Raw genomic sequence first — 26,693 nt, forward strand, 5'->3', positions numbered from 1 at the left:
GTCATGACGCCGCCGGCCCGTGCGGCATGGGCCGCGCGCGCGGCGAGCGGTGCAAAAGCAAAGCACAAAATATTGGTTCGGCCGCCGTGCCCGCCGCGCCACAATCGAAGCCCGTCTCCAAGCAAAGCAAGCGAGGGCAATCATGCGCGCATGCAGCAAATCGGCGTGGCCGCCGCGGCTCGTGACCGTTCCGGGCCTGCACGGCAGCGAAGGCGCTCACTGGCAGACCTGGCTGGAGCGGCAGTTCCCGCGCTCGCTGCGGGTCGAGCAGGCCGACTGGGATGCGCCCGACCTCGCGGGCTGGGCGCAGTCGGTCCGTGCACTGCTCGAGCGCGAGCGCGGCCCGTTCGTGCTCGCCGCGCACAGCTTCGGCTGCCTCGCGGCCGCGCATGCGCTCGCGCAATGGCCGCACGTGGCCGACGTCGCGGGCGTGCTGCTCGTCGCGCCTGCCAGCCCGAAGAAATTCACGTTTGCCGGGCCGTTCGACGCCCGCCGGCTCGCGGTGCCGTCGATCGTGATCGGCAGCGAAACCGATCCGTGGATGCCGCTGGCCGATGCGCGCACGCTCGCGCAGCGGCTCGGCAGCGCGTTCGTGAACCTCGGCGACGCGGGACACATCAATACCGCGGCCGGCTTCGGGCCATGGCCGCGCGCGAAATACTTCGTCGACACGCTGGTGCATTGCGCGGCGCCGCTGCGCTTTCGCGAAGCGGACGAGAACGTCGACGCCGCGCGCGTCGATCGCGCACTCGCGTACGCGATCTGACGCCGATCGGCGCGCGCGGCGCGGCTCGCACCGCGCAACGTCGCGCCGCCGTGCTTACGATGCGGACACGGGCCGCACCGCGGCCGGATCCGAGTAGCTCGGCCGGCCGTTCTCGATGTGGCCCGCGAAGCGGCGCGAGAACGTGCCGTTCGCACCGTCGCTCACCGTGACGTCATACCAGTGGTGGCTCGACGTGAGCGTCCACTGCTCGACGTGCTCGTTGCCGCCGTGCAGCGTCACCTGGCGGGCCGGTGCGCCGTACGCGTTGTCGGTCAGCGTCAGCGTGACGTGGCCCGCGCCATGGTTGCGCAGCTTCAGGTACAGGTTGCCGTTCGCGATGTCGTAGCCGGCCTTCGCTTCGGGCTGCGCCTGGTTGCGGCGGCGCGCGGTCGCGGCCGACACGTTGCCCGCGAACATCCGCACGAAGCCGTTCGGGCCATACACCGAGAACGCATACACGCCGTTTGTTGCCGTCAGGTCGAAATCCGCATGCAGCACGCGGCGCGCGCCGACCGTGTAGCGCCACGGGCCGTCGGTGCGGTTCGTCGAATACACGTGGAAGTGCGCGCCCTGGTTGCCGCGGTTCGCGAACTCGATGCGCAGCGTGTTGCCGCCGTCGATGCTCGCGTTCACGTGCAGTTCGTACGGCAGCGCACGCGCGGGCCGCACGCCGGGCTCCTGCGGCTCGACCGGCGACGGCGTCGCGGGCACGGTCGGCGCGGGCTGCGACGTGCACTGCTGGTCCGCGATCGAGCGGTACTGGCTCGTGTCGGGCAGCGTCGGGAACGTCGCGTCGGACGAGCGGAAGTCGAACGCGGCGGTGAGGTCGCCGCAGACGGTGCGGCGCCACGGCGTGATGTTCGGCTCGTCGATGCCGAAGCGCTCGCCGATGAAGCGGATCACCGACGTGTGGTCGAACACCTGCGAGCACACGAAGCCGCCCTTCGACCACGGCGACACGACCGTCATCGGCACGCGCGGCCCGAGGCCGTACGGCAGCCCGTCGGCCGTGTAGCTGCCGCCGCGCCCGGGGTTCACGACCGTGTGCAGCTCGCCGTCGGTCGTCACGGTCGACACGCCCTGCGCGGCCGACGTCGGCGGCTGCGGCGGCACGACGTGATCGAAGAAGCCGTCGTTTTCGTCGTACATGATGAACAGCACCGTCTTCGCCCACACGTCCGGATTCGACGTGAGCGCGTCGAGGATCTGCGACGTGTAGTTCGCGCCGTACGCGGGCGTGTATTTCGGATGCTCGGAGAACGCGGCGGGCGGGCACAGCCACGACACCTGCGGCAGCCGGTCGTTGATCACGTCGTCCTTCAGGTTGTCGAGCGTGCGCACCGTCTGCGCGCGCTGGTACAGCGACGAGCCCGGCTTCGCGTTGATGAAGTTCGTGAAGTTCTGCAGGATGTTCGTGCCGTAGTTGCCGTTGTACGGATCGTCGCCGGTCGTGCCCTGCTGGTAGATCTGCCACGACACGCCGTGCGCCTCGAGGCGCTCCGGGAAGGTCGTCCACGACAGCAGCTGGTACGCGGGCGGCACGTCGCCGTCGACGTAGTCGCTGTTGTCGAGCAGCGGGCCGCCGAACTTGCCGGTCGGGTCGACCGTGCCCGTCATCAGGTACGAACGGTTCGGGTGCGTCGGCCCCGGCAGCGAGCAGAAGTAGTTGTCGCACACGGTGAACGCATCGGCGAGCGCGTAGTGGAACGGAATGTCCTCGCGCACGTGATAGCCCATCGTCATGTCGGTCTTGTTCGCGGGCCACTGATCGTAGCGGCCGGCGTCGATCGCCGCGTGCGTCTTGTACCAGGAGTGATCGAGGTCGCCCACGCACTGCGCGCTCGTCGTCAGCGTGTTCAGGCGGAACGGCAGCACCGGCTTGGCCGGATCCGCTTTCGACGGCTGATACCACACCGGCTGGCCGCTCGGCAGCGGAATCGGGAAGCGGTCGTTGTAGCCGCGCACGCCGCGCAGGTGTCCGAAGTAATGATCGAACGAGCGGTTTTCCTGCATGAACACGACGATGTGCTGGACATCGCGGATCGTGCCGGTGCCGCGCGCGGCGGGAATCGCGAGCGCGCGGCGGATCGATTCGGGGAAGGCGTTGAGCGCGACGGCGGCGCCCGCCGACTGTGCGACGGTGTGCAGGAAACGGCGGCGGCTGGATGACGTCATGTTATTTCACCTCGGTTCTGCGATCGGGGGGACGGAAACACGGATCAGTGCGGCGACGATGCGACGTCGGGCGCGGCCGCGGTCGTCGCGGACTTCGCGTCGTCGTCGTCATCGGGCGGGTAATGGATGACGGGCGGTGCGAGCGGTGCGGCATCGGACGCGGCGGCGTTCGCGCCTGCGTCGTTGTTGAACGCGCTCGCGGAGCCGGACGATGCATGTGCCTGTTGCGGGGTGTCGGCCGCCTGCGCGTCGTGCGACGCATCATCGCTGCAGGCGGCGGTGACGACAGCGGCACACAGGGCGACGACGAGGGCAACGCGATGCATGACTTCTCTCCAGGCGGGCTGACGGGAAACGTTTTCGAGTATGCCGATGCCGTGCGACGTTTCGGTGAATCGTTTGCGACCCCGGTGTGATCGCAAAATGCTTTCGCAAGCCTGACCAAATGCTTTCGTTCGGGCCGCGTGCATCACGAGCGGAATTTGCCGGCGGATGCGGCACGCATCGACATCGAGCGCGGCTGGGGCGTGCAGCGCAGCGGGCCGTCGCGGCGCGATCCGGCCGCCGCGGCGATCGTGCACGCGCGCGCGGCCGGCCGATCGAAGCGCAGGCGACGACGAAACCGGGCGACGGGGCGTGCGCGATCTGTCGATCATGCTCGACAAGGTCGCGATGCGCGCGCGCCTGAGCGCGCGTCAGCGGCGCGGCGTCCTGCGTCGCACTTCGCTGCGCAGCCAGTCGAGCCACGTGCGGATCGCCGCATCGTGCGGATGATCGGGGCGCCACACCACGTAGTGCGCATACACGTCGGTCACGCGCACCGTCGATACGCGCACGAGCGTGCCGGCCGCGAGTTCGGGCTCGATCAGCGAGCGGCGTGCGAGCGCGACGCCGCGTCCTTTCAGCGTCGCGTCGATCAGCGCGTTCGCATCGGTGAAGCGCGGCGCGCGCGAGGATTCGGTGAGGTCGAGCCGCGCGGCCTGGAGCCACGGCTCCCACGGTTGCGCGGGATGGCGCAGCAGCGTCGCGCGAACCAGATCGGCCGGCACGCGTGGCGCGATGCCGTCGCGATTGCGGTAGGCGGGGCTCGCGACCGGAAAGACCGTCTCGTTCATCAGCTTCTCGACGACGACGCCCGGCCACGTGCCGGGCCCGTAGCGCAGCGCGACGTCGATGCGGTCGCGCTTGCGCAGCGGCGCGAGTGCCGCGTCCGGATGCAGCGCGATCGCGATGTGCGGATGCACGGCCGTGAAACGCGGCAGGCGCGGCGCGAGCCAGCGCTCGGCGACGCTGGGCAGCACGCTCACGTTCAGCGTGACGTCGCAGGTGCGCGGGCGATTGCGCCCGGCGAGCGCCGGCTCGAATGCGCGCTCGAGCACGCTCAGGCCCTGGCGCACCTGCAGCACGAGCGCATGCGCGGCATGCGTCGGCGTCGCGCCGTTGCGCTCGCGCGTGAACAGCGGATAGCCGAGCCGCGCTTCGAGCGTGCGGATGTGCTGGCTGATCGCGCCTTGCGTGAGCGCGAGTTCGTCGGCGGCACGCGTGAAGCTCTGCAGCCGCACGGCGGCTTCGAACGCACGCAGCGTCTGTAGCGGGGGGAGATGGATACGTCGCATCACGCATTAGTATCACTCATGCCCGAGCACGACAATTCATCGTTTGCGGCGGCGGGCCCTGCGTTCCTACACTCGGTTCCGTCTTTCAACAGGTCCGCCGGGCAACGCCATCATGAACGCATATCGTCTCTATCTTTCGCCGGGCGCATGTTCGCTCGCCGCCCACATCGCGCTCGAGGAAACCGGCGCGCCGTTCGACGTCGAGATCGTGTCCGTGCGCGAGCAGCAGAATCTCGACGCACGCTATCTCGCGATCAACCCGAAGGCGCGCGTGCCCGTGCTCGCGATTCCCGGCGAGCCGCGCGTGCTGACCGAAACGCCCGCGATCCTCACGTATCTCGCGCGTCGTCATCCGGACGCGCGACTGCTGCCGCTCGACGATCCGCTGCGCGAGGCGCGCTGCCACGAATGGCTCGCATGGCTGGTCGGCTGGGTGCACGGCGTCGGCTACGGCACGCTGTGGCGGCCGGGGCGCTTCATCGGCGATCCGGCGCTGCACGGCGCGATCAGCGAACACGGGCGCGGGCTGATCGATGCGGCGAACGCGTCGATCGAAGCCGCGCTCGCCGACGGCCGCACATGGGCCGAGCCGGGCGGCCATTCGATCGTCGATCCGTTCCTGCTCGTGCTGTATCGCTGGGGCGTCGCGATCGGGCTCGACATGACGAAGCATCCCGCGTGGAGCGCGCATGCGCGGCGCGAGGCCGAACGGCCGGCCGCGCGGCGGGCGCTGGCGCGGGAGCAAGGCTGACGACGCGAACCGCGGCCGTGCGGCGGCAGGCCCGTTTCGTTCAACGGTTCGTTCGGATAACGAAGTTCGGACATGTCCAATTGTCATGTCGCACTCAATTCTATTGAATGAGAACCATTCTCATCAATGGAGTGGAGTGAATCACATGAACCGTTGCATCCTGTCGAGCGTGACGCCGCCGCGTCGCGCGACTGCATCCGTCGCATTCGCGATGATGACCTGTGCCGCCGCACCGGCGTCCGCGGAAGAGGGCGAGCCGCGGCGCGCGCCGCACCTGAGCCCGATCGTCGTTCACGAAAACCGCGACGCCGGTTCGCGCGTCGACCGGTCGGGCTCCGCCAAATATGCGACGCCGCTGCTCGACGTGCCGCAGACGATCACCGTCGTGCCGCGCGCGGTGCTCGACGAACAGCAGGCGCTGAGCCTGCGCGAAGCATTGTCGAACGTCGCGGGCATCACGTTCAACGCGGGGGAGGGCGGCGGCGGATCGGGCGACATGTTCAATATCCGCGGCTTCGGCGCGAACGCGAACCTGCAGCTCGACGGGCTGCGCGACAGCGCGCAGAACAATCGCAGCGACCTGTTCAACGTCGAGGCGGTCGAGGTGATGAAGGGCCCGAACTCGGTGTTCGGCGGCGCCGGCACGACGGGCGGCTCGGTGAACCTGGTCAGCAAGACGCCGAAGGCTGGCGCGTTCACGGAGGCCGGCACGACGCTCGGCACGTCCGACTACCGGCGCGTGACGCTCGACGCGAACCGGCCGCTGCCCGGCACCGCCGGCCGTGCGGCGTTCCGCCTGAACGCGATGGCGCACGTCAACGACGTGCCGGGCCGCGACGACATTCGCCGGCGGCGCTGGGGTGTCGCGCCGTCGCTCGCGTTCGGGCTCGGCACGCCGACGCGCGTCACGCTCGGCTATTTTCACCAGTACGACAACAACCTGCCCGACTACGGGCTGCCGGCGCGCGACGGCCAGGTGCTGACAGGCGTGTCGCGCGACAGCTATTTCGGCTGGCGCAATCTCGATCGCGAACGCATCACGTCGGACGCCTTCACCGTGAAGGTCGAACACGACGTGTCGCCCGGCCTGAAGGTGCAGAACCTGAGCCGCTATGCGCATCTGAATCGCGACACCGTGATTTCCGCATCGCACGTGAACCGGCAGGGGTTGCCGCCGGGGCGCTACAAGCCGGCAGGCCCGCAGGGCTACGGCCGCGATGTGTCGACGGCGATGTGGGCGAACCAGACGAACGTCACGAGCGCGTTCGATACGTTCGGCGTCGGGCACTCGCTCGTCACGGGCTTCGAGATCTCGCGCGAAACGTACGGCCGCACGACCTATTCGTATGGAATCAACCGGTTCTACCCGGCCGACGGTTTCCCGCTCGCCGCGCCGTCCGGCATATGGCGAGGCCCGACGCAGCGCCAGGACAGCGCACGCAACGACACCGCGCTCGTCGTGAAGGCGCTGTACGCGTTCGACACGATCTCGTTCGGCCGCTATTGGGACGTCGACGTCGGGCTGCGGCACGACTGGATCGACGGCCGGGCGGAAGGTGCGTCGGTCGGGCAGCCCGCCGAGCGCGCGGACAGCGCCGACCGTCACCTGAGCACGCGCGCGGCGCTCGTGTTCAAGCCGACCGATAACGGCCGCGCGTATTTCGCGTACGGCACGTCGTTCAATCCGTCCGCCGAATTTCTCGTCACTACCGGCTCGGGTGTGAGCGCGGCGACCGGCGCGCTCGCGCCCGAGAAGAACGAGAGCTTCGAGCTCGGCGCCAAATGGGAGGGGCTGGCGGGCGTCGCGCTGAACGGCGCACTGTTCCAGACCGAAAAGAAGAATGCGCGCGAACGCATGGCCGACGGCAGCTATGCGCTCGCGGGCCGGCAGCGCGTGCGCGGCATCGAGCTCGGTGCCGCCGGCAAGGTCACGCCGCGGTGGGACGTGTTCGCGAACTACACGTACCTGGCGAGCGTCACGCTCAGTTCGCCGTCCACGCCTCGCCGCGACGGGCAGGCGCTCGGCAACACGCCGCGCCACGCGTTTAACCTGTGGACGACCTACCGGTTGCCGGCGGGCTGGACGGTGGGTTACGGTTCGCACTTCGTCGGCCGGCGCAACGTGACATCGCAGGGCGACGGCAAGCTCGGCGCGTACTGGGTGCACAACCTGATGGCCGGCTACGACGTGAGCCGCCGGCTGCGCTTCCAGCTGAACGTCGACAACCTGTTCGATCGTGCGTATGTCGAGCGCGTGCGGCAGGTGTCGGGAAGCGAATCGCGCTCGTCGGCCGTCGAGCTCGGCGACGGCCGGTCGGCGATGCTGTCGGCCGTGTACAAGTTCTGAACCAGGGCGCGCACGGCGGCCGCCTGCGCCGCTATCGCGCGAACAGCGGATAGGTCGCGCCCGCGATCAACGCCGCCGCGAGCCAGACCACGCTCCACGAACTCACGGCGAGCAGCGGCGGAATCGCGAGCGGCGTCGCGAACAGTCCGAGATACACGATCGTGTTCGCCATCCCGAGCGCGGTGCCCGCGTGGTTCGCGCCGGCGAGCGTGGCGAGTTCGGTGTACGCGACGCCGTGCCATGCCGACACGCAGATGCCGGCGAACACGAGAATCGCGACGATCGCGGCGAGCGGCACGTGCGGGCTGCCGGCCGTGGCGGCCGCAAGCAGCGCGAACGCGCCGGCCGCCACGCATACCGACCCGCGCAGGTACGCGCGCCGGTTGCCGTGCCGGTCGGTATGGCGGCCGCTCCATACGCGCATCGCCATCGCGCCGAGTTGCAGCGTGACCATCGCCGTGCTGATGCCCGCGAGGCCGAGCCGGCCGAAATCGTGCAGGAACACGGTCGCGAACGTGAGCACCGCGAATTGCGGCGCGCAGAGCGCACCGATGCCGAGCACGATGCGCCAGACGGCGCCGCTTGCCAGCGGATTGCGCGCGTGCCGTGCCGGCGGTTGCGGTGCGGCAGGGCGGTTCGTTGCGACGCGCACGGGTTGCGCCGCGGCCGGCGCGTCAGGCGGCTCGTGCAGCCAGCGCCACGTCAGCACGGCCGATCCGGCGCACAGCAGCATCAGTGCGCCATATACCGCGGCGAAGCCCGCGTGCGACGCGAGCGACGGCAACAGCGCCGCGCCGACGCCGCCGCCGAGCGGCACGGCCGTCTGGCGGATGCTCATCGCGAGCCCGCGTTCGCGCTCGCCGAACCAGCGCATCACCGCGCGTCCGCTCGAACCGTTCACGCTGCCGCCGAGCAGGCCGACGCAGCACATCGCGACGACGACGCGCATGAGCGGCGGCACCGCGTGCGCGGTCGGGACGATCGTGGTGACCATCAGCGCCAGCATCGCGGCGGTGGCGACGAGGCCGGCGAGCAGCACGCGGCGGTCGCCGAAGCGGTCGGCGGCCATGCCCCACGGCAGCTCGGACAGCGCGACGCCGAAGCCGAGCGCGCCCAGCACGAGGCCGAGCGCACCGTTGTCGAGGTGATAGGCCGAGCGCATCCAGACGGCGGTGGTCGGGATGCCGGCCGCGGCGGCGGAAAAGCTCATGTTCGCGGCGACGCCGGCTGCGAGCACGCGCCAGCGATGGGCCGGCCCGCGCGCGTCGCGCGCGGCCGGAGACGGAGAGGCGAGGCAGGAGGTATCCATGGCGACGGAGTCCGGTGGAAATTGACATCGCCAGTGTGGCGACCTACATTCATCCTGAAAATCGGAAAGTTTTTGATGAATCGTTCGATAAAACGGGATGATCGAGATGTCCGGACATGACAATGACCACGGCGCGGCGGCCGACGCCGCACTGGCCCGGCCGAACTTCGACGTGGCCGCGTTGCGCAGCCTCGTTGCGGGCGTGGATCTCGGCAGCTTCGCGAAGGCGGCCGATCGCGTTGCGCGCTCGTCGTCGGCGGTGAGCGCGCAGATCCGCAAGCTCGAGGAACAGGCCGGCACGCCGCTGTTCGTGAAGGCCGGGCGCGGGCTCGCGCTGACCGACGCCGGCGATGCGATGCTGCGCTATGCGCGGCGGATGATCGCGCTGAACGACGAGGCGGCCGCGGCCGTGCGCGGCGTGAATCTCGACGGCTGGGTGCGGGTCGGCCTGCAGGAGGATTTCGGCGAGGCGATCCTGCCCGACGTGCTCGGGCGTTTCGCGCGCGCGCATCCGAAGGTGAGGATCGAGGCGCGCGTCGCGCGCAATGCCGATCTGCTCGACCGGCTCGACGCGAACCAGCTCGACCTCGCGCTCGTGTGGGGCGACCCGGCGTCTGCGGCGCTGTTGACGCGGGCCGGCATCGACAGCGACGTGATCGCGCAGGTGCCGATGCAGTGGATCGCGGCGGCGGGCGCGGGCGGCTTCGGCATGCCGGACGGCGGCCCCCACGCGGATGCGGCGGACGACCGCGACACGGGCATTCGTGCCGTGCGCGCGTCGGGCGAGCCGCTGCCGCTCGTCGTGTTCGACCGGCCGTGCCGCTTCTTCGGTGCAGCCACCGACGCGCTCGACCGCGCGGGCGTGCCGTGGCGCGTCGCGTTCACGACGCCGAGCCTGGCCGGGCTGTGGGCCGCGGCGGCGGCCGGCCTCGGGCTGACGGTGCGCTCGCACTACGGATTGCCGGCGTCGGTGCGGGTGCTCGACGCGGCGTCGCTCGGGCTGCCGGCGCTGCCGAGCCTGCCGTTGATGCTGCTGCGGCGCGCGTCGTCGGTCACGCCGAGCGTCGAGCGGCTCGCGCGGATCGTCACGCAGGCGGTGCGGGATGCGACGGGGGAGGCGGTGGCGCTCGCGGCGTGATCCCGCGTCGGCAAGCACGCAAGTGTCCTTAGGCTGGACGTTTGGTCTATTGGAGCAACGGGGTGAATGTCGTGACAATGGTGAGTCACTCAATGGAGCCCATCATGCAAGTTGCCACCGTCCCCGAAGCCACGATCGATCTCCAGCGGCTTCTCGATGCCGCGATCGCTGGCGAACGCGTCGTCATCACGCAGATCGGCAAGCAGTCGGTCCGGCTTGTCCCGCTCGAGCCCATCCATCAGTTCGGTGCTCTCAAGGGAGAGATATGGATTGCCGATGATTTCGACGCACCACTTTCCGCCGAAGAGCTGGCTGAGTTCGAAGGGAAATAATGCGGTTGCTGGTCGATACGCACATCTTTCTGTGGATGTGGGGCGATGATCCGAAACTGAGCGTTCGCGCGCGCAGACTGATCACCGCTGCCGATGCCGTGTTCGTCAGCAGCGCGAGCATCTGGGAAGTGGCGATCAAGGCCGGGAAGGGAAAGCTGGATGTCGACGTGGATCGCCTAGTCGACAAGCTGAGGACCAGCAAGTACCGCGAGCTACCGGTCCGGGCCATGCACGGCGCTGCCGTGCGTCATCTGCCGCATCATCATGGCGACCCGTTCGACCGGCTGCTCGTCGCGCAGGCGTGGTGCGAACCGTTGCTGCTCGTTACGGCTGACAGCCACCTTGCGCAGTATGGCGAGACCCGAATCCTGACAGTCTGAAACAGTTTCTGGAGCGAAGTCCTAAGCCGTTGCGATAGCCGGTGTCGATGCCTCGAGCGCTGTCCAGAGTCGGGCGAGCCTCTCCCGCAACGCGTCGCTCGCCGGCACGAACGGCAGCCGCAACCCATCCTCGCACCACCCCTGCGCCGCCAGCACCGCCTTCACCGGCGCCGGATTCGGCTCCGCGAACAGCGCCGCGACGAGCGGCTGCAGTGCGACCGACAGCCGCCGCGCGTCGGCGAGCCGGCCGTCGCGCAGCAGCGCATGGATGCGCACATGCCATTCGGGCAGCACGTGCGCGCTGCTCGCGATCGCGCCGTGCGCACCGGCACACAGCGCCGCGAAGTTCTGGTTGTCGTCGCCGGAGAAAATCGCGAGCGGCGTGTCGTGCACGAGCCGGCTCATCCGGTCGAGCGTGCCGCCGCACTCCTTGATGCCCGCGACGCGCGGATCGCGCGCGAGTGCCTGCAGCGTCTCGAGTTCGACGTTCACGCCCGTGCGGTACGGGATGTTGTAGACGAGCACGGGCAGATCGGCCGCGTCGACGATCGCCTCGACGTGGCGGCGGATGCCGTCCTGTGTCGGCCGCACGTAGACGGGCGGCGTGACGAGCAGCCCGTCGGGCCGCAGCGCGGCGAGTTCGCGCGCGCGGGCGGCCGCGAAGTGCGTTGCGCTCGCGGTGAGCCCGACGACGATCGGGCGCCCGGGCGCCGCGTCGCGCAGCGTCGCGAACACGGCGTCCTGTTCGCGTGCGTCGAGCAGCACGCCTTCACCGGTCGTCGCGCCCGCGACGAAGCCCGCGATGCCCGCGGCCGCATAGTGACGGGCGAGTCGCGCGAGCGCGCCGTGATCGACTTCGCCGTGGTGGAACGGCGTGATGATCGGCAGCCAGATACCTTCGAAACGTGTGTGCATGCAAAACCTCATGGTGGAAACGGAGTGGGAAGGAACCGTTCCGCCGGCGGAGTGCCGGAGCGAGGCGTGCGAGCAAGGAGAAAGAAACGACCTGCGGGCATCCCGTCCGGCATTCGCCTGACGGGACGCGACGTCCCCGTCAGTCGAGGCGTCGTTTTTTGAGTTTCAGCCCGGCCGCGCGCGCACCTGCCGCGACGGCGGCGAGGATCGAGGGCGAGCGCAGGGCAGCGGACATGGATGAACCGGGAAAAGGGCTGAACGGCGATCTTAACACCGGATCCGGCGCATACGCGAGCGGTGCGCGCCGTTTAGCAGGATTCGAGATTTGCTTTGCATGACAGATTGGAAAGCGCGCCGCGCCCGGCCGCTAGAATGCCCGCTTACGTTTCGATGACAGCGCGTACGCGTGCCGTCACGCACATTCACCACCACTGAACGGGGCATATCACGATGGCAAGCATCAAGGGGATCGGCCGCTGGCTGCACACGGGCACGGCGGCGGCGCTGGTCGTGGCGGCGACGGCCGCGCACGCGGACACGTCGATCCTGAACGTGTCGTACGACGTGACGCGCGAGCTGTACAAGGACATCAACACGAGCTTCGCCGCCGCCTACAAGCAGCAGACCGGCGAAACGGTGACGATCAAGCAGTCGCACGGCGCGTCGAGCGCGCAGGCGCTGTCGGTGCTGCAGGGGTTGCAGGCCGACGTCGTGACGATGAACCAGCCGAACGACATCGACCTGCTCGCCGAGCGCGGCCAGTTGCTGCCGAAGGACTGGCGCGCGCGCTTCCCCGACGCCAGCTCGCCGTACTCGACGACGATGGTGTTCCTCGTGCGCAAGGGCAACCCGAAGGCGATCAAGGACTGGAGCGATCTCGCGAAGCCGGGCGTGCAGGTGATCATCGCGAACCCGAAGACGTCGGGTAACGGCCGCTACGCGTATCTCGCCGCGTGGGGCTACCAGAAGCAGAAGGGCGCGACCGACCAGCAGGCGCTCGACTTCGAGAAGGCGGTCTTCCGCAACGTGCCGGTGCTCGACTCCGGCGGCCGCGGCGCGACGACGACGTTCACGCAGCGCGGCATCGGCGACGTGCTCGTCACGTTCGAGAACGAAGTCGCGCTGATGGATACGGGGGCGTCGGGCGCGGAATTCGATGCCGTGTATCCGTCGGCGAGCATCCTCGCGGAGCCGCCGGTGGCCGTGGTCGACAAGGTCGTCGACAAGAAGGGCACGCGCAAGGTCGCGCAGGCGTATCTCGACTACCTGTACACGCCGCAGGCGCAGGAGATCATCGCGCAGCACCATCTGCGCCCGCGTGACGCGAACGTACTGAAGAAGCATGCGGCCGAGTTCAAGCCGCTGAAGACGTTCAGCGTCGAGCAGGTTTTCGGAAGCTGGGCGAACGCGCAGAAGACCCACTTCGCCGACGGCGGCACGTTCGACCGCGTGATCGTCGACCGGAAGTAAGCCGGCGCGGCGCGCGCCGCGCGCATGCCGGCAGGAAGACTGCGAAACCGGCCGCTCGTGCGGCCGGTTTTTTTTCGGGGTTGCGCGGCGGACGGCGGCTACGCATCGGCGCGCATTCCCGGCCGCCGCCGCGCGTGCTACGCTCATCGCCTCCCTGCTTCAGGCGTCGCGCGATGAACGTCGATCCGTCCTCCCCGGCTTCCCGCGGCCGTGGCCGCAAGATCTGGTCGGGCACGCGCCCCGTGATCGCATACGGGATGCCGCCGCTCGGCTGGCGCGACCTCTATCACCGGGCGCTGACGGTGAGCTGGCCCGTGTTCTTCCTGTCGCTCGCGATGCTGTTCCTGCTGCTCAACGGCGGCTTCGCGACGCTCTACCTGCTCGGCCATGCGCCGATCGCGAACCAGTCGCCGGCCGGATTCGGCGGCGCGTTCTTCTTCAGCGTCGAAACGCTCGCCACCGTCGGCTATGGCGACATGCATCCGCAGACCGTCTATGCGCACCTCGTCGCGACGTTCGAGATCTTCGCCGGGATGTCGGGCATCGCGCTGGCGACCGGCCTCGTGTTCGCGCGGTTTTCGCGGCCACAGGCGAAGATCCTGTTCGCGCGCTACGCGATCGTGCGGCCGCTGAACGGGCGCATGACGCTGATGGTGCGCGCCGCGAATGCGCGCCAGAACGTGATCGCCGAAGCGCAGGCGAAGCTGCGGCTGATGCGCGTCGAAGGCTCGCACGAGGGCTATACGCTGCGCAAGATCCACGACCTGCCGCTCGTGCGCAGCGAGCATCCGATCTTCCTGCTCGGCTGGAACCTGATGCACGTGATCGACGAAGCGAGCCCGCTGTTCGGCGAGACGCCCGAATCGCTCGCCACGCGCGACGCGTCGCTGCTGATCACGATCGAGGGCTCCGACGAGACGACCGCGCAGGTCATGCAGGCGCGCTACGCATGGGCGCATGCGGACATCCGCTGGCATCACCGCTATGTCGACCTGATGCACGACGAAGGCGGCATCACGCACATCGACTACACGCATTTTCACGAAGTCGTGCCGGTCGAGGCCGATACCGACGAACGCGGTTCGCCGGGGGCGGTGGTCGACGCCGGCGCGGCGGCGCAGGCGCCCGGGCCGGCTGCATGACGCTGCCGGTCGGCGCGCCCCGGCATTGGCAGCCGGGCGCGGCCGCCGTCACCGCATGCCGCGCCGTTCACGCGTCACGCATGCAGCAGGCGCGCCGCTTCGCGCTGTTCGACGGCGACCGCGCGGCGATAGCCGTCGCGGTCCTCGGCGCGCGCGACATAGTCGCCGAGCACGCCTTCGTGCGGCAGCAGGTGCGCGTCGAACGCGATCTTCAGCGTGCTGGCGAGCAGCAGGTCGGCCGCGGTGAAGCGGTCGCCGACGAGCCAGCGGCTATGGGCGAGCGCCTGCGCGAGCGCACGCTGCACGCGCGTGATGTTGCCCCAGCCGAACGCGACCGGATTGCCCGACGCGCCGGTGAATTTCTCGGCCATCGCGGGCTCGAGGCAGGTGGGCGTGAAGAACATCCACTGCAGGAAGCGGCCGCGCAGCGGGTCGTCGGGCGCGATGCCGAGCCGGGCGCCGGGACAGCAATCGGCGAGATAGAGCAGCACGGCGCCGGATTCGGCGAACGGTTCGCCGCCGTCGTCGAGCGCGGGCAGCTTGGCCATCGGATTGACCTGGACGAACGCGTCGCTGCCCTGTTCGTGCGACCGCAGGTCGATCGGCACGAGCTCGTAGACGGCGCCGATTTCCTCCAGCATCCACAGCGCCCGGAATGCCCGGGTTTTCGGCCAGTAGTAGAGCTTCATCGCGCCTCCGCGTCGGGTGTGCGTGTCGGTTCGGTGGATGTTCAAGCGTACCCGAGCGGGAGCGGTTCGGACAGGGGCCGGCGGCAGAGTGACGCGCGGCGGGGCATGCGGATCGACGATGAATCTCGCGCAAAGCCCGTGTGCGCGGTAGGTCATGAAGTAACTAGTTATAAATTAACTAGTCATGAATTGGCCGCTCAGGGTTTGCTCGAAACGGGATACCTCTACACTGTCCCGCCGACGTTGCCGTGGTGTCGCAACCGGTCGCACGCGCAATCGACGCCGCCCTTCGACATGCGGCAAAACGAGGAGGCCGGACCGCCGCATACCCGGCTGCACGATCATTGAAGTCGAACTCGAAGCGACGCGCTCGCGCCCGGTGAATCAGGCGCCGCGATCATACGCAGAATACGGATCGATTGCATACGGACAAGGGCCAGGAATGGCGAACGACGATCGCATCAGAATCATTCCCCGAAGAACGCCGGAGTCGGCGGCGATGCGTGCCGACCTCAAGCGGACGATGACCATCACCGCGCGGCTCAACCGCCTGACCTTCGACGATGCGGACGAAGTCCGTCGATTGTTCGGTGAACTGATCGGAAAGCCAATGGACGACGGGTTTCTCTTGATCCCGCCGTTCTACGCGACAGGCGGCGCCGATACCCGGATCGGCCGCAACGTCTTCATCAACCAGAACTGCACGTTCTACGATCTCGGCGGCCTCGACATCGGCGACGACGTGATGATCGGGCCGAACGTCAGTCTCATTACGTCCGGACATCCGGTCGAACCTTCGCGCCGGCGCGACTGCGTCGTGGCCCGGCCGATCGTGATCGGAAGAAACGTGTGGGTCGGCGCGGGCGCGACGATCATCGGCGGCGTGACGGTCGGCGAGAATTCGGTGGTCGCCGCGGGTTCTGTCGTGACCCGCGACGTTCCTCCGGATACGCTCGTCGGCGGAAACCCGGCGCAGATCATCCGGTCGATTGCGGAGTGAGATCGTTCGCGGCGGCCGGCGCGAACGATCGCCGCTGCAGGACGGATGTGGACAACCTGCCCTTCCGCTCACTCGAAATGCTGTGCAGCCGAACGGTGAGCACTCGGCCGGAGGCCGAATCGGCATGGCTTTCCGGCATTGGGTGAGCATCATGGGGCAGACGCGGAAATCGACTTGGCCGGTTCGCCGGCGGCGAATCTTCACGCAATTTCCGTTGTGGATAACCCGGCATCGAAACCACTCGACACGCTGTGCGTTCGACAGGTGAGGGTGACCGAATGCAGCCGGATACGAGGCAAGGGGTGTGGACAACCGGGGTGCACAACGACGAAAAATGCTGTGCTTCCGAATGGTGAGTGTCGAAGCCCGATGGCCCGCAGGGCTTGTCCGGCGCGGATTTCCGCGCCCTCCGCGAGAATCCGGAGCGCCGCGCATTCTAACGGCTCGTGCGGATTCGCGATAGGTTCGGGTGGAGGTCGCGGTGCGGATATCCGGTCCCGGAAGCGACTCGACGCGCTGTGTATTTCAGCGGTGAGCACAAGTGCCTGATCGAACCACGCGTCCGCTTCCTGTCCGTTGGCACCACCCGAAGCGCCGCGCATTCTAACCGCACTCGCGCATGCGTGTTCCGTTCCGATGGGGATCCCCGGCTTCCCAGGCAACTCGGCACGCTGTGCATTTCATGGGTGAGTGTGAGCGCGCGTTCGGCCGGGAGCCAGTCCCGGCGCGGCTGACGGCAAGATTCGCGACGTGCCGGGTTGCTCGTCGCTCGGGCCTGCCACGCTCGAATCGGCGCCCTTGTCCGATCGAATGCTTGATGCTCACCATTGGGATGCACAGCATTTCGAGTTGCCGCGGGTCGGTCGATTCGTCCCCCTTGACTGGCGCGCGCGTGCGACCCAATGCCAACGCTCACCATTCAAATGCACAGCATTTGGCGTTGTCGTGGATCGGGCTATCCACAACTCGATCGGCATTCTCCCGAGATTGTGCGCCGACGCTCACCATCGAAATTCACAGTGTTTCGAGTGGCTCGGGATCGAGCTATCCACAATCGGATCGATGCCATCCTGCAAGCGCGTGCCGATGACTCATCACTAAATTCCCGGCGTTAGCGGGTAGGCGATGTCGAGTCCGGGCGGCATACGCATGGTGGACAAGGGGCGTTGCCGGTATGCGCCCGAACGGCGAGAACGACCGTCGTATCGACGAAACGGGGATGAATCCATGTGGATATCTCTCGCCGGCATTCAGTCGTCGCGCTGTGAATTTCAGTGGTGAGCCTCGGCCCCCGAGCGAACGGAGGTATCGATTGCGGTGTGGAAATCCCGGCCCGACGCCAGTCGAAACCCTGTGCAACCGAAAGGTGAGGGTGCGCATCCGATTGCCCGGGTAGTCCGCGGATGTGGACATCCCGCATCTCCGGCCAGTCGGAACGCTGTGCATTTCATCGGTGAGCGTGCTTGCCGTCCGTCGCTCAAACCCTTGCCGCACGGGGCGCCAGCGCCGGCCACCCAGTCGCCCGGCGCGCCGCTCGCCCGCTGCGCATCCTCGCCGTTTCAAGGCCATTCATCCGCGCGCCCCGGCACGTCATCAACCGCCCGCCAATACCCCGCGCGAAAACTTTCTCAAATCCGGCCTAAAACCTGCGCAGTTTTTCTCGCTATCTCCGCACCCGAGCAAGATGAGAAAAAACTTTCTCGCCTCTCCGCGAAAAAATAGAGCCATCCAGCTGCCTCCGGCCGGCGTCGCCCGACGCCCCCGCGCAGCCCAGAACAGCACAATCCGGAGACATCCCCATGACCGCTCGCCTGCCCGTCGACGGCACGCCCGCACTATCCGACTACCGCCTGACCGACAACCTGACCGCCACGCGCGGCCGGATCTTCCTGACCGGCACGCAGGCGCTGGTTCGCCTGCTGCTGATGCAGCGCGCGTCCGACACCGCACAAGGGCTGAACACGGCCGGCTTCGTCAGCGGCTATCGCGGCTCGCCGCTCGGGATGGTCGACCAGCAGCTGTGGAAGGCGAAGAAACTGCTCGACGGCAGCGGCGTGCGCTTCCTGCCCGCGATCAACGAGGAACTCGGCGGTACCGCGGTACTCGGCACGCAGCGCGTCGAGGCCGATCCGGAGCGCACCGTCGATGGCGTATATGCGATGTGGTACGGCAAGGGCCCCGGCGTCGACCGCGCGGGCGATGCGCTCAAGCACGGCAACGCATACGGTTCGTCGCCGCACGGCGGCGTGCTGGTGGTGGCGGGCGACGACCACGGCTGCGTGTCGTCGTCGATGCCGCACCAGAGCGACTTCGCGATGATGGCGTGGCACATGCCGGTCGTGAACCCGTCGAACATCGCGGACATGCTCGAATTCGGCCTGTACGGCTGGGCGTTGTCGCGCTACTCGGGCGCATGGGTCGGCTTCAAGGCGATCTCGGAGACCGTCGAGTCGGGCTCGACCGTCGATCTCGACGCGCTGCAGACGCACTGGCCCGCGCCCGCGGGCTTCACGCCGCCGCCGGGCGGCCTGCACAACCGCTGGCCGGACCTGCCGAGCCTCACGATCGAGGCGCGCCTCGCCGCGAAGCTCGACGCGGTGCGCCATTTCGCGCGCACCCACAGCATCGACAAGTGGATCGCGCCGGGCGCGCAGGCGAACGTCGGCATCGTCACCTGCGGCAAGGCGCACCTCGACCTGATGGAGGCGCTGCGCCGCCTGGATCTGACGGTCGCCGATCTCGATGCGGCCGGCGTGCGGATCTACAAGGTCGGCCTGTCGTATCCGCTCGAGATGACGCGCATCGAGACCTTCGTCGACGGGCTCGCCGAGGTGCTGGTGATCGAGGAGAAGGGCCCCGTCATCGAGCAGCAGATCAAGGACTACCTGTACAACCGCGCGGACGGCGCGCGCCCGCGTGTGCTCGGCAAGCACGATGCGGCTGGCGCGTGCCTGCTGTCCGAGCTCGGCGAACTGCGCCCGTCGCGGATCCTGCCGGTGTTCGCCGACTGGCTCGCGCGCCACAAGCCGGCGCTCGATCGCCGCGAGCGCGTGGTCGATCTCGTCGCGCCGCAGATCCTGTCTAACGAAGCCGACGCGGTGAAGCGCACGCCGTACTTCTGCTCGGGCTGCCCGCACAACACGTCGACGAAGGTGCCGGAAGGCTCGATCGCGCAGGCCGGCATCGGCTGCCACTTCATGGCGTCGTGGATGGAGCGCGACACGACCGGCCTGATCCAGATGGGCGGCGAGGGCGTCGACTGGGCCGCGCACGCGATGTTCACCCACACGAAGCACGTGTTCCAGAATCTCGGCGACGGCACCTACTTCCACTCGGGCATTCTCGCGATCCGCCAGGCGGTCGCCGCGAAAGCGAACATCACGTACAAGATCCTCTACAACGACGCGGTCGCGATGACGGGCGGCCAGCCGGTCGACGGCAGCATCTCGGTGCCGCAGATCGCGCGGCAGGTCGAGGCGGAAGGCGTGTCGCGGTTCGTCGTGGTGTCCGACGAACCGCAGAAGTACGACGGCCATCACGGGCTGTTTCCCGCCGGCACGACGTTCCATCACCGCGGCGAGCTCGACACGGTGCAGCGCGCGCTGCGCGAAACGCCGGGCGTCACCGTGCTGATCTACGACCAGACCTGTGCGGCCGAGAAGCGCCGCCGCCGCAAGAAAGGCGAGTTCCCCGACCCGGACAAGCGCCTGTTCATCAACGACGCCGTGTGCGAAGGCTGCGGCGACTGCGGCGTGCAGTCGAACTGCCTGTCGGTCGAGCCGCTCGAGACGCCGCTCGGCCGCAAGCGCCGCATCGACCAGTCGTCGTGCAACAAGGACTACTCGTGCGTGAACGGCTTCTGCCCGAGCTTCGTGACGGTCGAAGGCGCGGCGCTGAAGAAGGCCGCGGGCGCGGCATTCGACGAGGCGGCGCTCGCCGTGCGCGTCGACGCGCTGCCGGTGCCCGCGACGCATCTCGACGCGGCGCCGTACGACATGCTCGTGACGGGCGTGGGCGGCACGGGTGTCGTGACGGTCGGCGCGCTGATCAGCATGGCCGCGCACCTCGAAGGCAAGAGCGCGTCGGTGCTCGACTTCATGGGCTTCGCGCAGAAGGGCGGCTCGGTGCTGTCGTTCGTGCGGATCGCGTCGAGCGACCGGTGGCTGAACCAGGTGCGAATCGACACGCAGCAGGCCGACGTGCTGCTCGCGTGCGACATGGTCGTCGGCGCGAGCGCCGAGGCGCTGCAGACGGTGCGTCACCAGCGTTCGCGGATCGTCGTCAATACGCACCGGATTCCGAACGCATCGTTCGTGCAGAACCCCGACGCGGACCTGCATGCGGACGCCCTGCTCGAAAAGATGCATCACGCGGCCGGCGACGGCTACCTGTCGAGCTGCGATGCGCAGGCGCTCGCCGCGAAATTCCTCGGCGACCCGATCGGCGCGAACATCCTGATGCTCGGCTACGCATGGCAGCTCGGCCTCGTGCCGGTGTCGCTCGCCGCGATGATGCGCGCGATCGAGCTGAACAACGTCGCGGTGCCGATGAACAAGCTCGCGTTCTCGATCGGCCGGATGGCGGCCGGCGACGCGGCAGGCCTCGACGCCTTGTGGAATGCGCGTCACGCGGTGGCCGCGCAGGCGGCATCGCAGACGCTCGCCGAGCTGATCGCCGATCGCGAGGCGCGTCTCGATGCCTACGGCGGCGCGCGTTACGTCGAACGCTACCGTGCGCTCGTGAACGCGGCGCGCGCGAAAGGCGACGAGGCGCTGACGCGCGCGGTCGCGACGACGTTCTACCGGCTGCTTGCGGTGAAGGACGAATACGAAGTCGCGCGGCTGTACGCGGATGGCACGTTCCGCACCGCGCTCGAAGCGCAGTTCGAAGGCGTGCCGGGGCAGGACTATCGCGTGAAGTTCAACCTCGCACCGCCGACCGTCGCGAAGGCGGGCAGCGACGGCAGCGTGCCGAAGAAACGCGTGTTCGGCCAGTGGATGTGGCCGGTGCTCGGCACGCTCGCGCGCGTGCGCAGCCTGCGCGGCACGTGGCTCGATCCGTTCGGCCGCACGGTCGAGCGCAGGATGGAGCGTGCGCTCGCGGACGACTACGAGACGACGCTCGCGCGCGCGCTCGCCGTGACGAATGCCGGCAATGCGGCGCAGGTCGCGCAACTGGCCGACCTGCACGCCCGCGTGCGCGGCTTCGGTCACGTGAAGGTGCGCAATCTCGCCGGCGTGAAGCGTGCGGAGCGCGAACTCGCGCTGCAGCTCGGCATCGACGCGGCGACCAGCGCGGCCGTGCAGCACGCCGTCGACGAGATGAAGGGCGCGGGGATGCTGAAGGGGATTCCGGTCGTCGTCGCGAAGTAACGCGAACGCGCGGCGGATGTGAAAACGGCGACGCTCGCGCGTCGCCGTTTTTATGGCCGGCCGGGCAGCGGCCCCGCGTGCGCCGTGCTCAGACGATGCCTTTCTTGCGCGTCGACAGCGCCGTCTCCGACAGGTCGATCTCGCGGATCAGCTTCGTCAGCGTCTCGTCCGAAATCTTGCTTTCGCTGCGCAGCCGGTACAGCACCGAACGTTCCGCGCGCACGGCCGCGATCCGCATCTGGAGTTCCATCGTTTCGGCCTGCTTCGCTTCCGCGCGCGGCGTGGGGCCGTCCTCGGCGAGTGCGGCGAGGCGGCGGCGGTACTGGTCCATCACGCGTGCGGAGATGTCGGCGCAGCGGGCAGCGCCCGATTCGTCGAGATCGGCCGAGATCGCGTCGTGCGACGCATCGATCGCGCGGATCGCGGCCTGCGCGGACGCCGCGCGGGCGGTGCGTTCTTCGTCGGCGAGCGGGTTGCGCGTCGAGCGCACGCCGCGCAGCAGCAGCGGCAGGCCGATCACCGCGACGATCAGCGAACCGAGGATCACGGCCGACGCGACGAAGATCGCGGTGTCGCGCCCGGGCAGCGGCGCGCCGTCGGACAGCGCGACGGGTATCGACAGCACGCCCGCGAGCGTGACCGCGCCGCGCACGCCGCCGACCGTCATCACCGCGATCGTGCGGATGCCGGCCATCGTGCCGGCGAGGCCCTGGCGTGCCGCGCGGCGGCTCGCGATCCAGCGCAGCAGCCACACCCACGTGAAGCGGATCGCATACAGCGCGAGCATCATCGCGCACACGTTGAAGATCATCCGGCCGACGAGCGCGTCGCTCGTGTGGTGCGCATCGACCAGCGCGCGGCCGATGATGTGCGGCAACTGCAGCCCCAGCATGATGAACACCATGCCGTTGAACACGAACTCGATCATCGCCCACGTACTTTCGGCACGCACGCGCGACGCGACCGTGCTTTTACGCGAGAAGCTCGTGTAGTTCATCATCATCCCGGCCGACACGGCCGCGAGCACGCCCGACAGGTCGAGGTGCTCGGCGAACAGATAGGCGGCGAACGGCACGAGCAGCGTCATCACGATGCCCGGGGCCGGATCGCCTTCCTGCTCGGCGTTCAGGAAGCGCGTCGACAGCGCGCTGAACACCCACGACACGACCGCCCCCGTCGCGAGCCCGCCGGCCGCGACGATCACGAACGTGACCGACGCTTCGCGCAGCGAGAACATGCCGGTGAGTGCGGCCGCGATCGCGAACTTCAGCGCGACGAGGCCGGACGCGTCGTTCATCAGCGCCTCGCCTTCGAGGATGTGCATCAGTTGCGGCGGGATGCGGCCCTTGCCGGCGATCCCCGACAGCGCGACCGCATCGGTCGGCGACAGCACGGCCGCGAGCGCGAACGCGATCGGCAGCGGCAACTCGGGTATCAGCCAGTGCGCGAAGTACCCCACTGCGAGTACCGTCATGAACACGAGCCCGAACGCGAGCATCAGGATCGCGCGGCGCTGCAGGTACAGCTCGCGCTTCGGAATCCGCCAGCCGTCCGCGAACAGCAGCGGCGGGATGAACAGCAGCATGAAGATTTCGGGGTCGAACGTGACGTGCAGGTTGAGCTTCGGCCACGCGAGCATCGCGCCGAACGCGATCTGCATCAGCGGCAGCGGCAGCCGCAACGGCAGCAGGCGCGTGATCGCACCGGACAGCGCGACGGTGAGCAACAAAATCAGGACGGTGAAGACGATTTCCATCGATACGGCAAGTGTGGAGAATGAAACGATCGTACGGAGTGTAGCGTGACAGCGTGACGGATGCGCTCGAGTGCGCCGGTGCGTACGCACGGAAATGGTGCATCGCGCGTACGCCACGATGGTGCGACGGGGCTGCGCGCGAGCGCGGCGCACGCGTTCACGGCTTGCACGGAGCTTGCTTGATGCTTGTCTGCCGTCCGGCACGGGCCGGGCAACCGAGGGTTACACCATGACATTGCGCGCGCCGTTTCGAACGCTTGCCGCATTCGACTGCATCACGAGGAGGAAGGTATGACGATCGAGCAACAGGAGCGTCCGGCCGCCGCGTCGCCGTACCGTTTCGAGCGGGAGATGAGCTCCGGCTTCGAGCGTCTGGCGACGCAGTATCGCGACCTGACGCTCACGACCGTGTTCCAGCCGATCTTCAGCCTGCCGCACCAGCGCGCGGTGGGCTACGAGGCGCTGTTGCGCGCCCATGACGGGCTCGACCGCGCGGTGTCGCCGCTCGACGTGTTCGGCGAGGCCGCGCGCCGGGGCGAGCTGCTGCAGCTCGACCGGCTCGCGCAGGCGCTGCATCTCGAGAACTTCGGGCTGCTCGGCGCCGAGCGCGAGTGGCTGTTCCTCAACGTGCATCCGGAGGTGCTGACCGATCCGTTCCAGGCCGCCGCGCTGCTCGCGAACCTGAAGCGCCTCGGCATGCCGCCGCGCCGCGTGGTGCTCGAAGTGCTCGAACAGCGCGCGGACGACGTCGAGCGGCTTGCCGACGCCGTGCGCGAATTCCGCGCGCAGGGCTTCCTGATCGCGCTCGACGATTTCGGCGCCGGTCACTCGAACCTCGAGCGGATCTGGCAACTGAATCCGGACATCGTGAAGCTCGACCGGATCATGCTGTCCCACGCGGCGCACCGCACCGGGCTCACCGCGATCCTGCACGGGCTCGTCACGCTGCTGCACGAGGCCGGCAAGCTCGTGCTCGTCGAAGGGATCGAGACCGAGCACGACGCGCAGATCGCGCTGTCGTGCGAGGCCGATTTCGTGCAGGGCTACTATTTCGGCCGCCCGGCGCCCGGGCTGCCCGATAGCGCGGCGGCGACCGGCTGCATCGGCGAGCTGACCGAGCGCTTCCGTCTGCAGACCGAAGCGCGCGAGCGGCGCGACGCGCAGCGGCTCGCGCCGTACCTGCGCGCATTCGAGCGCGCGGCCGAGCGGCTGGCGGCCGGCGAGCCGCTCGACGAAGTGTGCTGGAACTTCCTCGCGCTCGACGATGCCGCCCGCTGCTTCCTGCTCGACGCGCGGGGCCGCCAGTCGGGCCGCAACGTCGTGCTGCGCGCGGATCGTGCGCTTGCCGAGGCGCGCTTCTCGCCGCTTGCGGATGCGCAGGGTGCGAACTGGCTGCGCCGGCCGTATTTCCGCACGGCGATCGCCGAGCCGGGGCGCGTGCAGGTGACGCGCCCGTACCTGTCGATCAACGAGGCGCAGCCGTGCGTGACGCTGTCGGCGGCCCTGCGCATCGGCGATGCGCAGCACGTGCTGTGCGGCGATATCGACTGGGGCGACGAGGAGGCCGACGGCGCATAGCGCGGGCGTCGTGCTGGCGCCGTTCACGCCGCTCGGCTAGGATGCGCGAATTGTCCTGACGATTCGCGAGCCGACCATGAACCGAACCGCCGCTTCCTCCGTGCTCCTCGAAGTGATCGCCACGACCGTCGGCGATGCGAAGGCCGCCGCCCGCGCGGGCGCCGACCGGCTCGAGCTCGTCACCGCGATCAGCGAAGGCGGGCTCACGCCGGGCATCGGCCTGATCGAGGCCGTCGTGGCCGCCGTGCCGATTCCCGTCAACGTGATCGTGCGCCCGCACAGCCGCTCGTTCGTCTACGACGCCGACGATCTGCGCGTGATCGAGCGCGACGTGCGCGCGGCCGTTGCGGCTGGCGCGAACGGTGTCGTGTTCGGGGCGCTCGATGCGCGCGGCGACGTCGATCTCGACGCGCTCGCGCGCATCGCGGCCGCCGCGAACGGGCGCGACCTGACGTTCCATCGCGCGTTCGACGTGTCGCGGGATCTGAATGCCGCGTTCGACGCGCTGCTGCGCGTGCCGGCCGTCACGTCGGTGCTGACCTCCGGCGGCCATCCGTCGGTGCTCGACGCGGCCGCGACGATCACGCGCCTGGTACGGCAGGCAGCCGGCTCGACGTGCACGGTGTTGGCCGGCTCGGGGCTCACGGTCGACGCGGTCGGCGATTTCGTGCTCGCCACCGGCGTACGCGCGGTGCATTTCGGTTCGGGCGTGCGGCCGCGCGGCGAGGTGCTGGCGCCCGTGGACGAACAACTGGTCGGGCGCGTGCGGGCAGCACTCGACGGCGCGGCGGCGCACGTGTGACGCGCAGCGCAACCCGGTCCAGACGGCCGGACGAAAAAAAGCCGGGGCATGCCCCGGCTTTTTCGTCTGCACGCCAAACGCAATACGCGATACAAGCGCTTACGCGTTCTCCGCCAGCCCGTCCGCCTGGCTCGCGCGGATGCCGAGGCGTTCGAACAGCGCGCGGTCGCGCTGCGTCTGCGGGTTGCTCGTCGTCAGCAGCTGATCGCCGTAGAACATCGAGTTCGCGCCCGCGAGGAAGCACATCGCCTGCATCGCGTCGTCGAGCTGCTCGCGGCCGGCCGACAGGCGCACGACGGCCTTCGGCATCGTGATGCGCGCAACCGCGATCGTGCGCACGAACTCGAACGGGTCGAGCGGCGCGGTGCCTTCGAGCGGTGTGCCTTCGATCGCGACGAGGTTGTTGATCGGCACCGATTCCGGGTACGGGTTCAGGTTTGCGAGCTGCGAGATCAGGCCCGCGCGTTCGCGGCGCGATTCGCCCATCCCGATGATGCCGCCGCAGCACACGTTGATGCCCGCGTCACGCACGCGGTCGAGCGTGTCGAGGCGATCCTGGTACGTGCGCGTCGAGATCACCTGGCCGTAGAACTCCGGCGACGTGTCGAGGTTGTGGTTGTAGTAGTCGAGGCCGGCGTTCGCGAGCTGCTGCGCCTGCTCGTCCTCGAGCATGCCGAGCGTCATGCAGGTTTCGAGGCCCAGCTCCTTCACGCCGCGCACCATCTCGGTCAGCGCCGGCATGTGACGCTCCTTCGGATTACGCCACGCCGCACCCATGCAGAAGCGGCTCGCGCCGTTCGCCTTGGCCGCGCGCGCGGCGTCGAGCACCGTATCGACGTCCATCAGCTTCTCGGCCTTCAGGCCCGTGTCGTGATGCGACGACTGCGAGCAGTAGCCGCAATCTTCCTCGCAGCCGCCCGTCTTGATCGACAGCAGCGTCGACAGCTGCACCGCGTTCGCGTCGAAGTGCTCGCGGTGCACCTGCTGCGCGCGGAACATCAGGTCGTTGAACGGCAGCGCGAACAGCGCGACGACGTCCGCGACGCGCCAGCGCTGCGGCGCCGGTGCGGCCACGGGGATCGCGTCGGGTTGCACGGCGGCGGTCTGGGCTTGGGTCATGGTGGTTTTCCTGTCGTGGATTCGTGGATTCGGGGA

20 protein-coding genes are annotated in these 26,693 nt (G+C 68.7%); 12 read left to right on the forward strand and 8 right to left on the reverse strand.

Going from position 1 to position 26,693, the window contains the following annotated elements; translation table 11 throughout:
* Positions 1-142: 142 nt before the first annotated feature.
* Complete coding sequence (locus BME24068_RS30955; protein ID WP_096508268.1) at positions 143-766, forward strand: RBBP9/YdeN family alpha/beta hydrolase; 624 nt, start codon at positions 143-145, stop codon at positions 764-766.
* Between the two features lie 54 nt (positions 767-820).
* Here the strand turns inward: BME24068_RS30955 and BME24068_RS30960 are convergent, their stop codons facing one another.
* The 3 genes from BME24068_RS30960 to BME24068_RS30970 form a co-directional block, all read right to left on the reverse strand.
* Positions 821-2,941 (reverse strand): phosphocholine-specific phospholipase C, encoded by a 2,121-nt coding sequence (locus BME24068_RS30960; RefSeq protein ID WP_174928333.1) that lies wholly within the window; start codon positions 2,939-2,941, stop codon positions 821-823.
* Positions 2,942-2,985: 44 nt separating this feature from the next.
* Positions 2,986-3,267, reverse strand: a complete 282-nt coding sequence (locus BME24068_RS30965) for a hypothetical protein (protein WP_096508266.1) — start codon at positions 3,265-3,267, stop codon at positions 2,986-2,988.
* A gap of 369 nt (positions 3,268-3,636) precedes the next feature.
* Positions 3,637-4,557, reverse strand: a complete 921-nt coding sequence (locus tag BME24068_RS30970; protein WP_174928355.1) for a LysR substrate-binding domain-containing protein — start codon at positions 4,555-4,557, stop codon at positions 3,637-3,639.
* A gap of 112 nt (positions 4,558-4,669) precedes the next feature.
* Between BME24068_RS30970 and BME24068_RS30975 the strand changes: the two genes are divergently transcribed.
* A complete protein-coding gene (locus BME24068_RS30975; protein WP_096508264.1) occupies positions 4,670-5,308 on the forward strand; it encodes a glutathione S-transferase family protein in 639 nt (212 codons plus the stop codon).
* A gap of 145 nt (positions 5,309-5,453) precedes the next feature.
* Positions 5,454-7,655: a TonB-dependent receptor gene (locus tag BME24068_RS30980; protein ID WP_174928334.1), complete on the forward strand. Its 2,202-nt coding sequence runs from the start codon at positions 5,454-5,456 to the stop codon at positions 7,653-7,655.
* A 31-nt stretch (positions 7,656-7,686) separates the two neighbouring features.
* Here BME24068_RS30980 and BME24068_RS30985 read toward each other — a convergent pair whose 3' ends face one another.
* Positions 7,687-8,964, reverse strand: a complete 1,278-nt coding sequence (locus BME24068_RS30985; protein WP_174928335.1) for an MFS transporter — start codon at positions 8,962-8,964, stop codon at positions 7,687-7,689.
* A 106-nt stretch (positions 8,965-9,070) separates the two neighbouring features.
* Between BME24068_RS30985 and BME24068_RS30990 the strand changes: the two genes are divergently transcribed.
* The 3 genes from BME24068_RS30990 to BME24068_RS31000 all read left to right on the forward strand — a co-directional run bounded on the left by BME24068_RS30990 (position 9,071) and on the right by BME24068_RS31000 (position 10,814).
* A complete protein-coding gene (locus tag BME24068_RS30990) occupies positions 9,071-10,102 on the forward strand; it encodes a LysR substrate-binding domain-containing protein (RefSeq protein WP_174928356.1) in 1,032 nt (343 codons plus the stop codon).
* A gap of 104 nt (positions 10,103-10,206) precedes the next feature.
* Positions 10,207-10,434 carry a type II toxin-antitoxin system Phd/YefM family antitoxin gene (locus tag BME24068_RS30995; protein ID WP_239007775.1) on the forward strand — a complete coding sequence of 76 codons (228 nt, stop codon included), beginning with the start codon at positions 10,207-10,209 and terminating at the stop codon, positions 10,432-10,434.
* A complete protein-coding gene (locus BME24068_RS31000; RefSeq protein ID WP_174928337.1) occupies positions 10,434-10,814 on the forward strand; it encodes a type II toxin-antitoxin system VapC family toxin in 381 nt (126 codons plus the stop codon). Before BME24068_RS30995 ends, BME24068_RS31000 begins: the two co-directional genes overlap by 1 nt.
* Positions 10,815-10,835: 21 nt before the next feature.
* On the opposite strand, the gene dapA is transcribed toward BME24068_RS31000, so the two are convergent.
* Positions 10,836-11,729 carry a 4-hydroxy-tetrahydrodipicolinate synthase gene (gene dapA / locus BME24068_RS31005; protein WP_174928338.1) on the reverse strand — a complete coding sequence of 298 codons (894 nt, stop codon included), beginning with the start codon at positions 11,727-11,729 and terminating at the stop codon, positions 10,836-10,838.
* A 450-nt stretch (positions 11,730-12,179) separates the two neighbouring features.
* Between dapA and BME24068_RS31010 the strand changes: the two genes are divergently transcribed.
* Complete coding sequence (locus tag BME24068_RS31010) at positions 12,180-13,199, forward strand: sulfate ABC transporter substrate-binding protein (protein WP_096508258.1); 1,020 nt, start codon at positions 12,180-12,182, stop codon at positions 13,197-13,199.
* Positions 13,200-13,372: 173 nt separating this feature from the next.
* On the forward strand, positions 13,373-14,341 hold the full coding sequence (locus tag BME24068_RS31015) for an ion channel (protein ID WP_174928339.1): 969 nt from the start codon (positions 13,373-13,375) through the stop codon (positions 14,339-14,341).
* A gap of 74 nt (positions 14,342-14,415) precedes the next feature.
* Here the strand turns inward: BME24068_RS31015 and BME24068_RS31020 are convergent, their stop codons facing one another.
* Complete coding sequence (locus BME24068_RS31020) at positions 14,416-15,030, reverse strand: glutathione S-transferase family protein (RefSeq protein WP_174928340.1); 615 nt, start codon at positions 15,028-15,030, stop codon at positions 14,416-14,418.
* Between the two features lie 442 nt (positions 15,031-15,472).
* Between BME24068_RS31020 and BME24068_RS31025 the strand changes: the two genes are divergently transcribed.
* Together BME24068_RS31025 and BME24068_RS31030 are read left to right on the forward strand one after the other, a co-directional pair.
* Positions 15,473-16,030 (forward strand): sugar O-acetyltransferase, encoded by a 558-nt coding sequence (locus BME24068_RS31025; RefSeq protein ID WP_174928341.1) that lies wholly within the window; start codon positions 15,473-15,475, stop codon positions 16,028-16,030.
* Between the two features lie 1,799 nt (positions 16,031-17,829).
* The gene (locus BME24068_RS31030) at positions 17,830-21,402 is read left to right on the forward strand and encodes an indolepyruvate ferredoxin oxidoreductase family protein (protein ID WP_174928342.1); all 3,573 of its coding nucleotides are present in this window, start codon (positions 17,830-17,832) and stop codon (positions 21,400-21,402) included.
* 88 nt (positions 21,403-21,490) lie between these two features.
* Here BME24068_RS31030 and BME24068_RS31035 read toward each other — a convergent pair whose 3' ends face one another.
* On the reverse strand, positions 21,491-23,158 hold the full coding sequence (locus BME24068_RS31035; protein WP_096508255.1) for a Na+/H+ antiporter: 1,668 nt from the start codon (positions 23,156-23,158) through the stop codon (positions 21,491-21,493).
* Positions 23,159-23,449: 291 nt separating this feature from the next.
* Between BME24068_RS31035 and BME24068_RS31040 the strand changes: the two genes are divergently transcribed.
* Together BME24068_RS31040 and BME24068_RS31045 are read left to right on the forward strand one after the other, a co-directional pair.
* Positions 23,450-24,736: a sensor domain-containing phosphodiesterase gene (locus BME24068_RS31040; protein ID WP_174928343.1), complete on the forward strand. Its 1,287-nt coding sequence runs from the start codon at positions 23,450-23,452 to the stop codon at positions 24,734-24,736.
* 76 nt (positions 24,737-24,812) lie between these two features.
* A complete protein-coding gene (locus tag BME24068_RS31045) occupies positions 24,813-25,538 on the forward strand; it encodes a copper homeostasis protein CutC (protein ID WP_174928344.1) in 726 nt (241 codons plus the stop codon).
* Between the two features lie 99 nt (positions 25,539-25,637).
* On the opposite strand, the gene bioB is transcribed toward BME24068_RS31045, so the two are convergent.
* Positions 25,638-26,657, reverse strand: coding sequence for a biotin synthase BioB (gene bioB, locus BME24068_RS31050; protein WP_174928345.1), 1,020 nt, complete (start codon positions 26,655-26,657; stop codon positions 25,638-25,640).
* Positions 26,658-26,693: the final 36 nt, after the last annotated feature.

The sequence above is a fragment of the Burkholderia anthina genome (genome assembly GCF_902498995.1).
Lineage (GTDB): Bacteria > Pseudomonadota > Gammaproteobacteria > Burkholderiales > Burkholderiaceae > Burkholderia > Burkholderia anthina.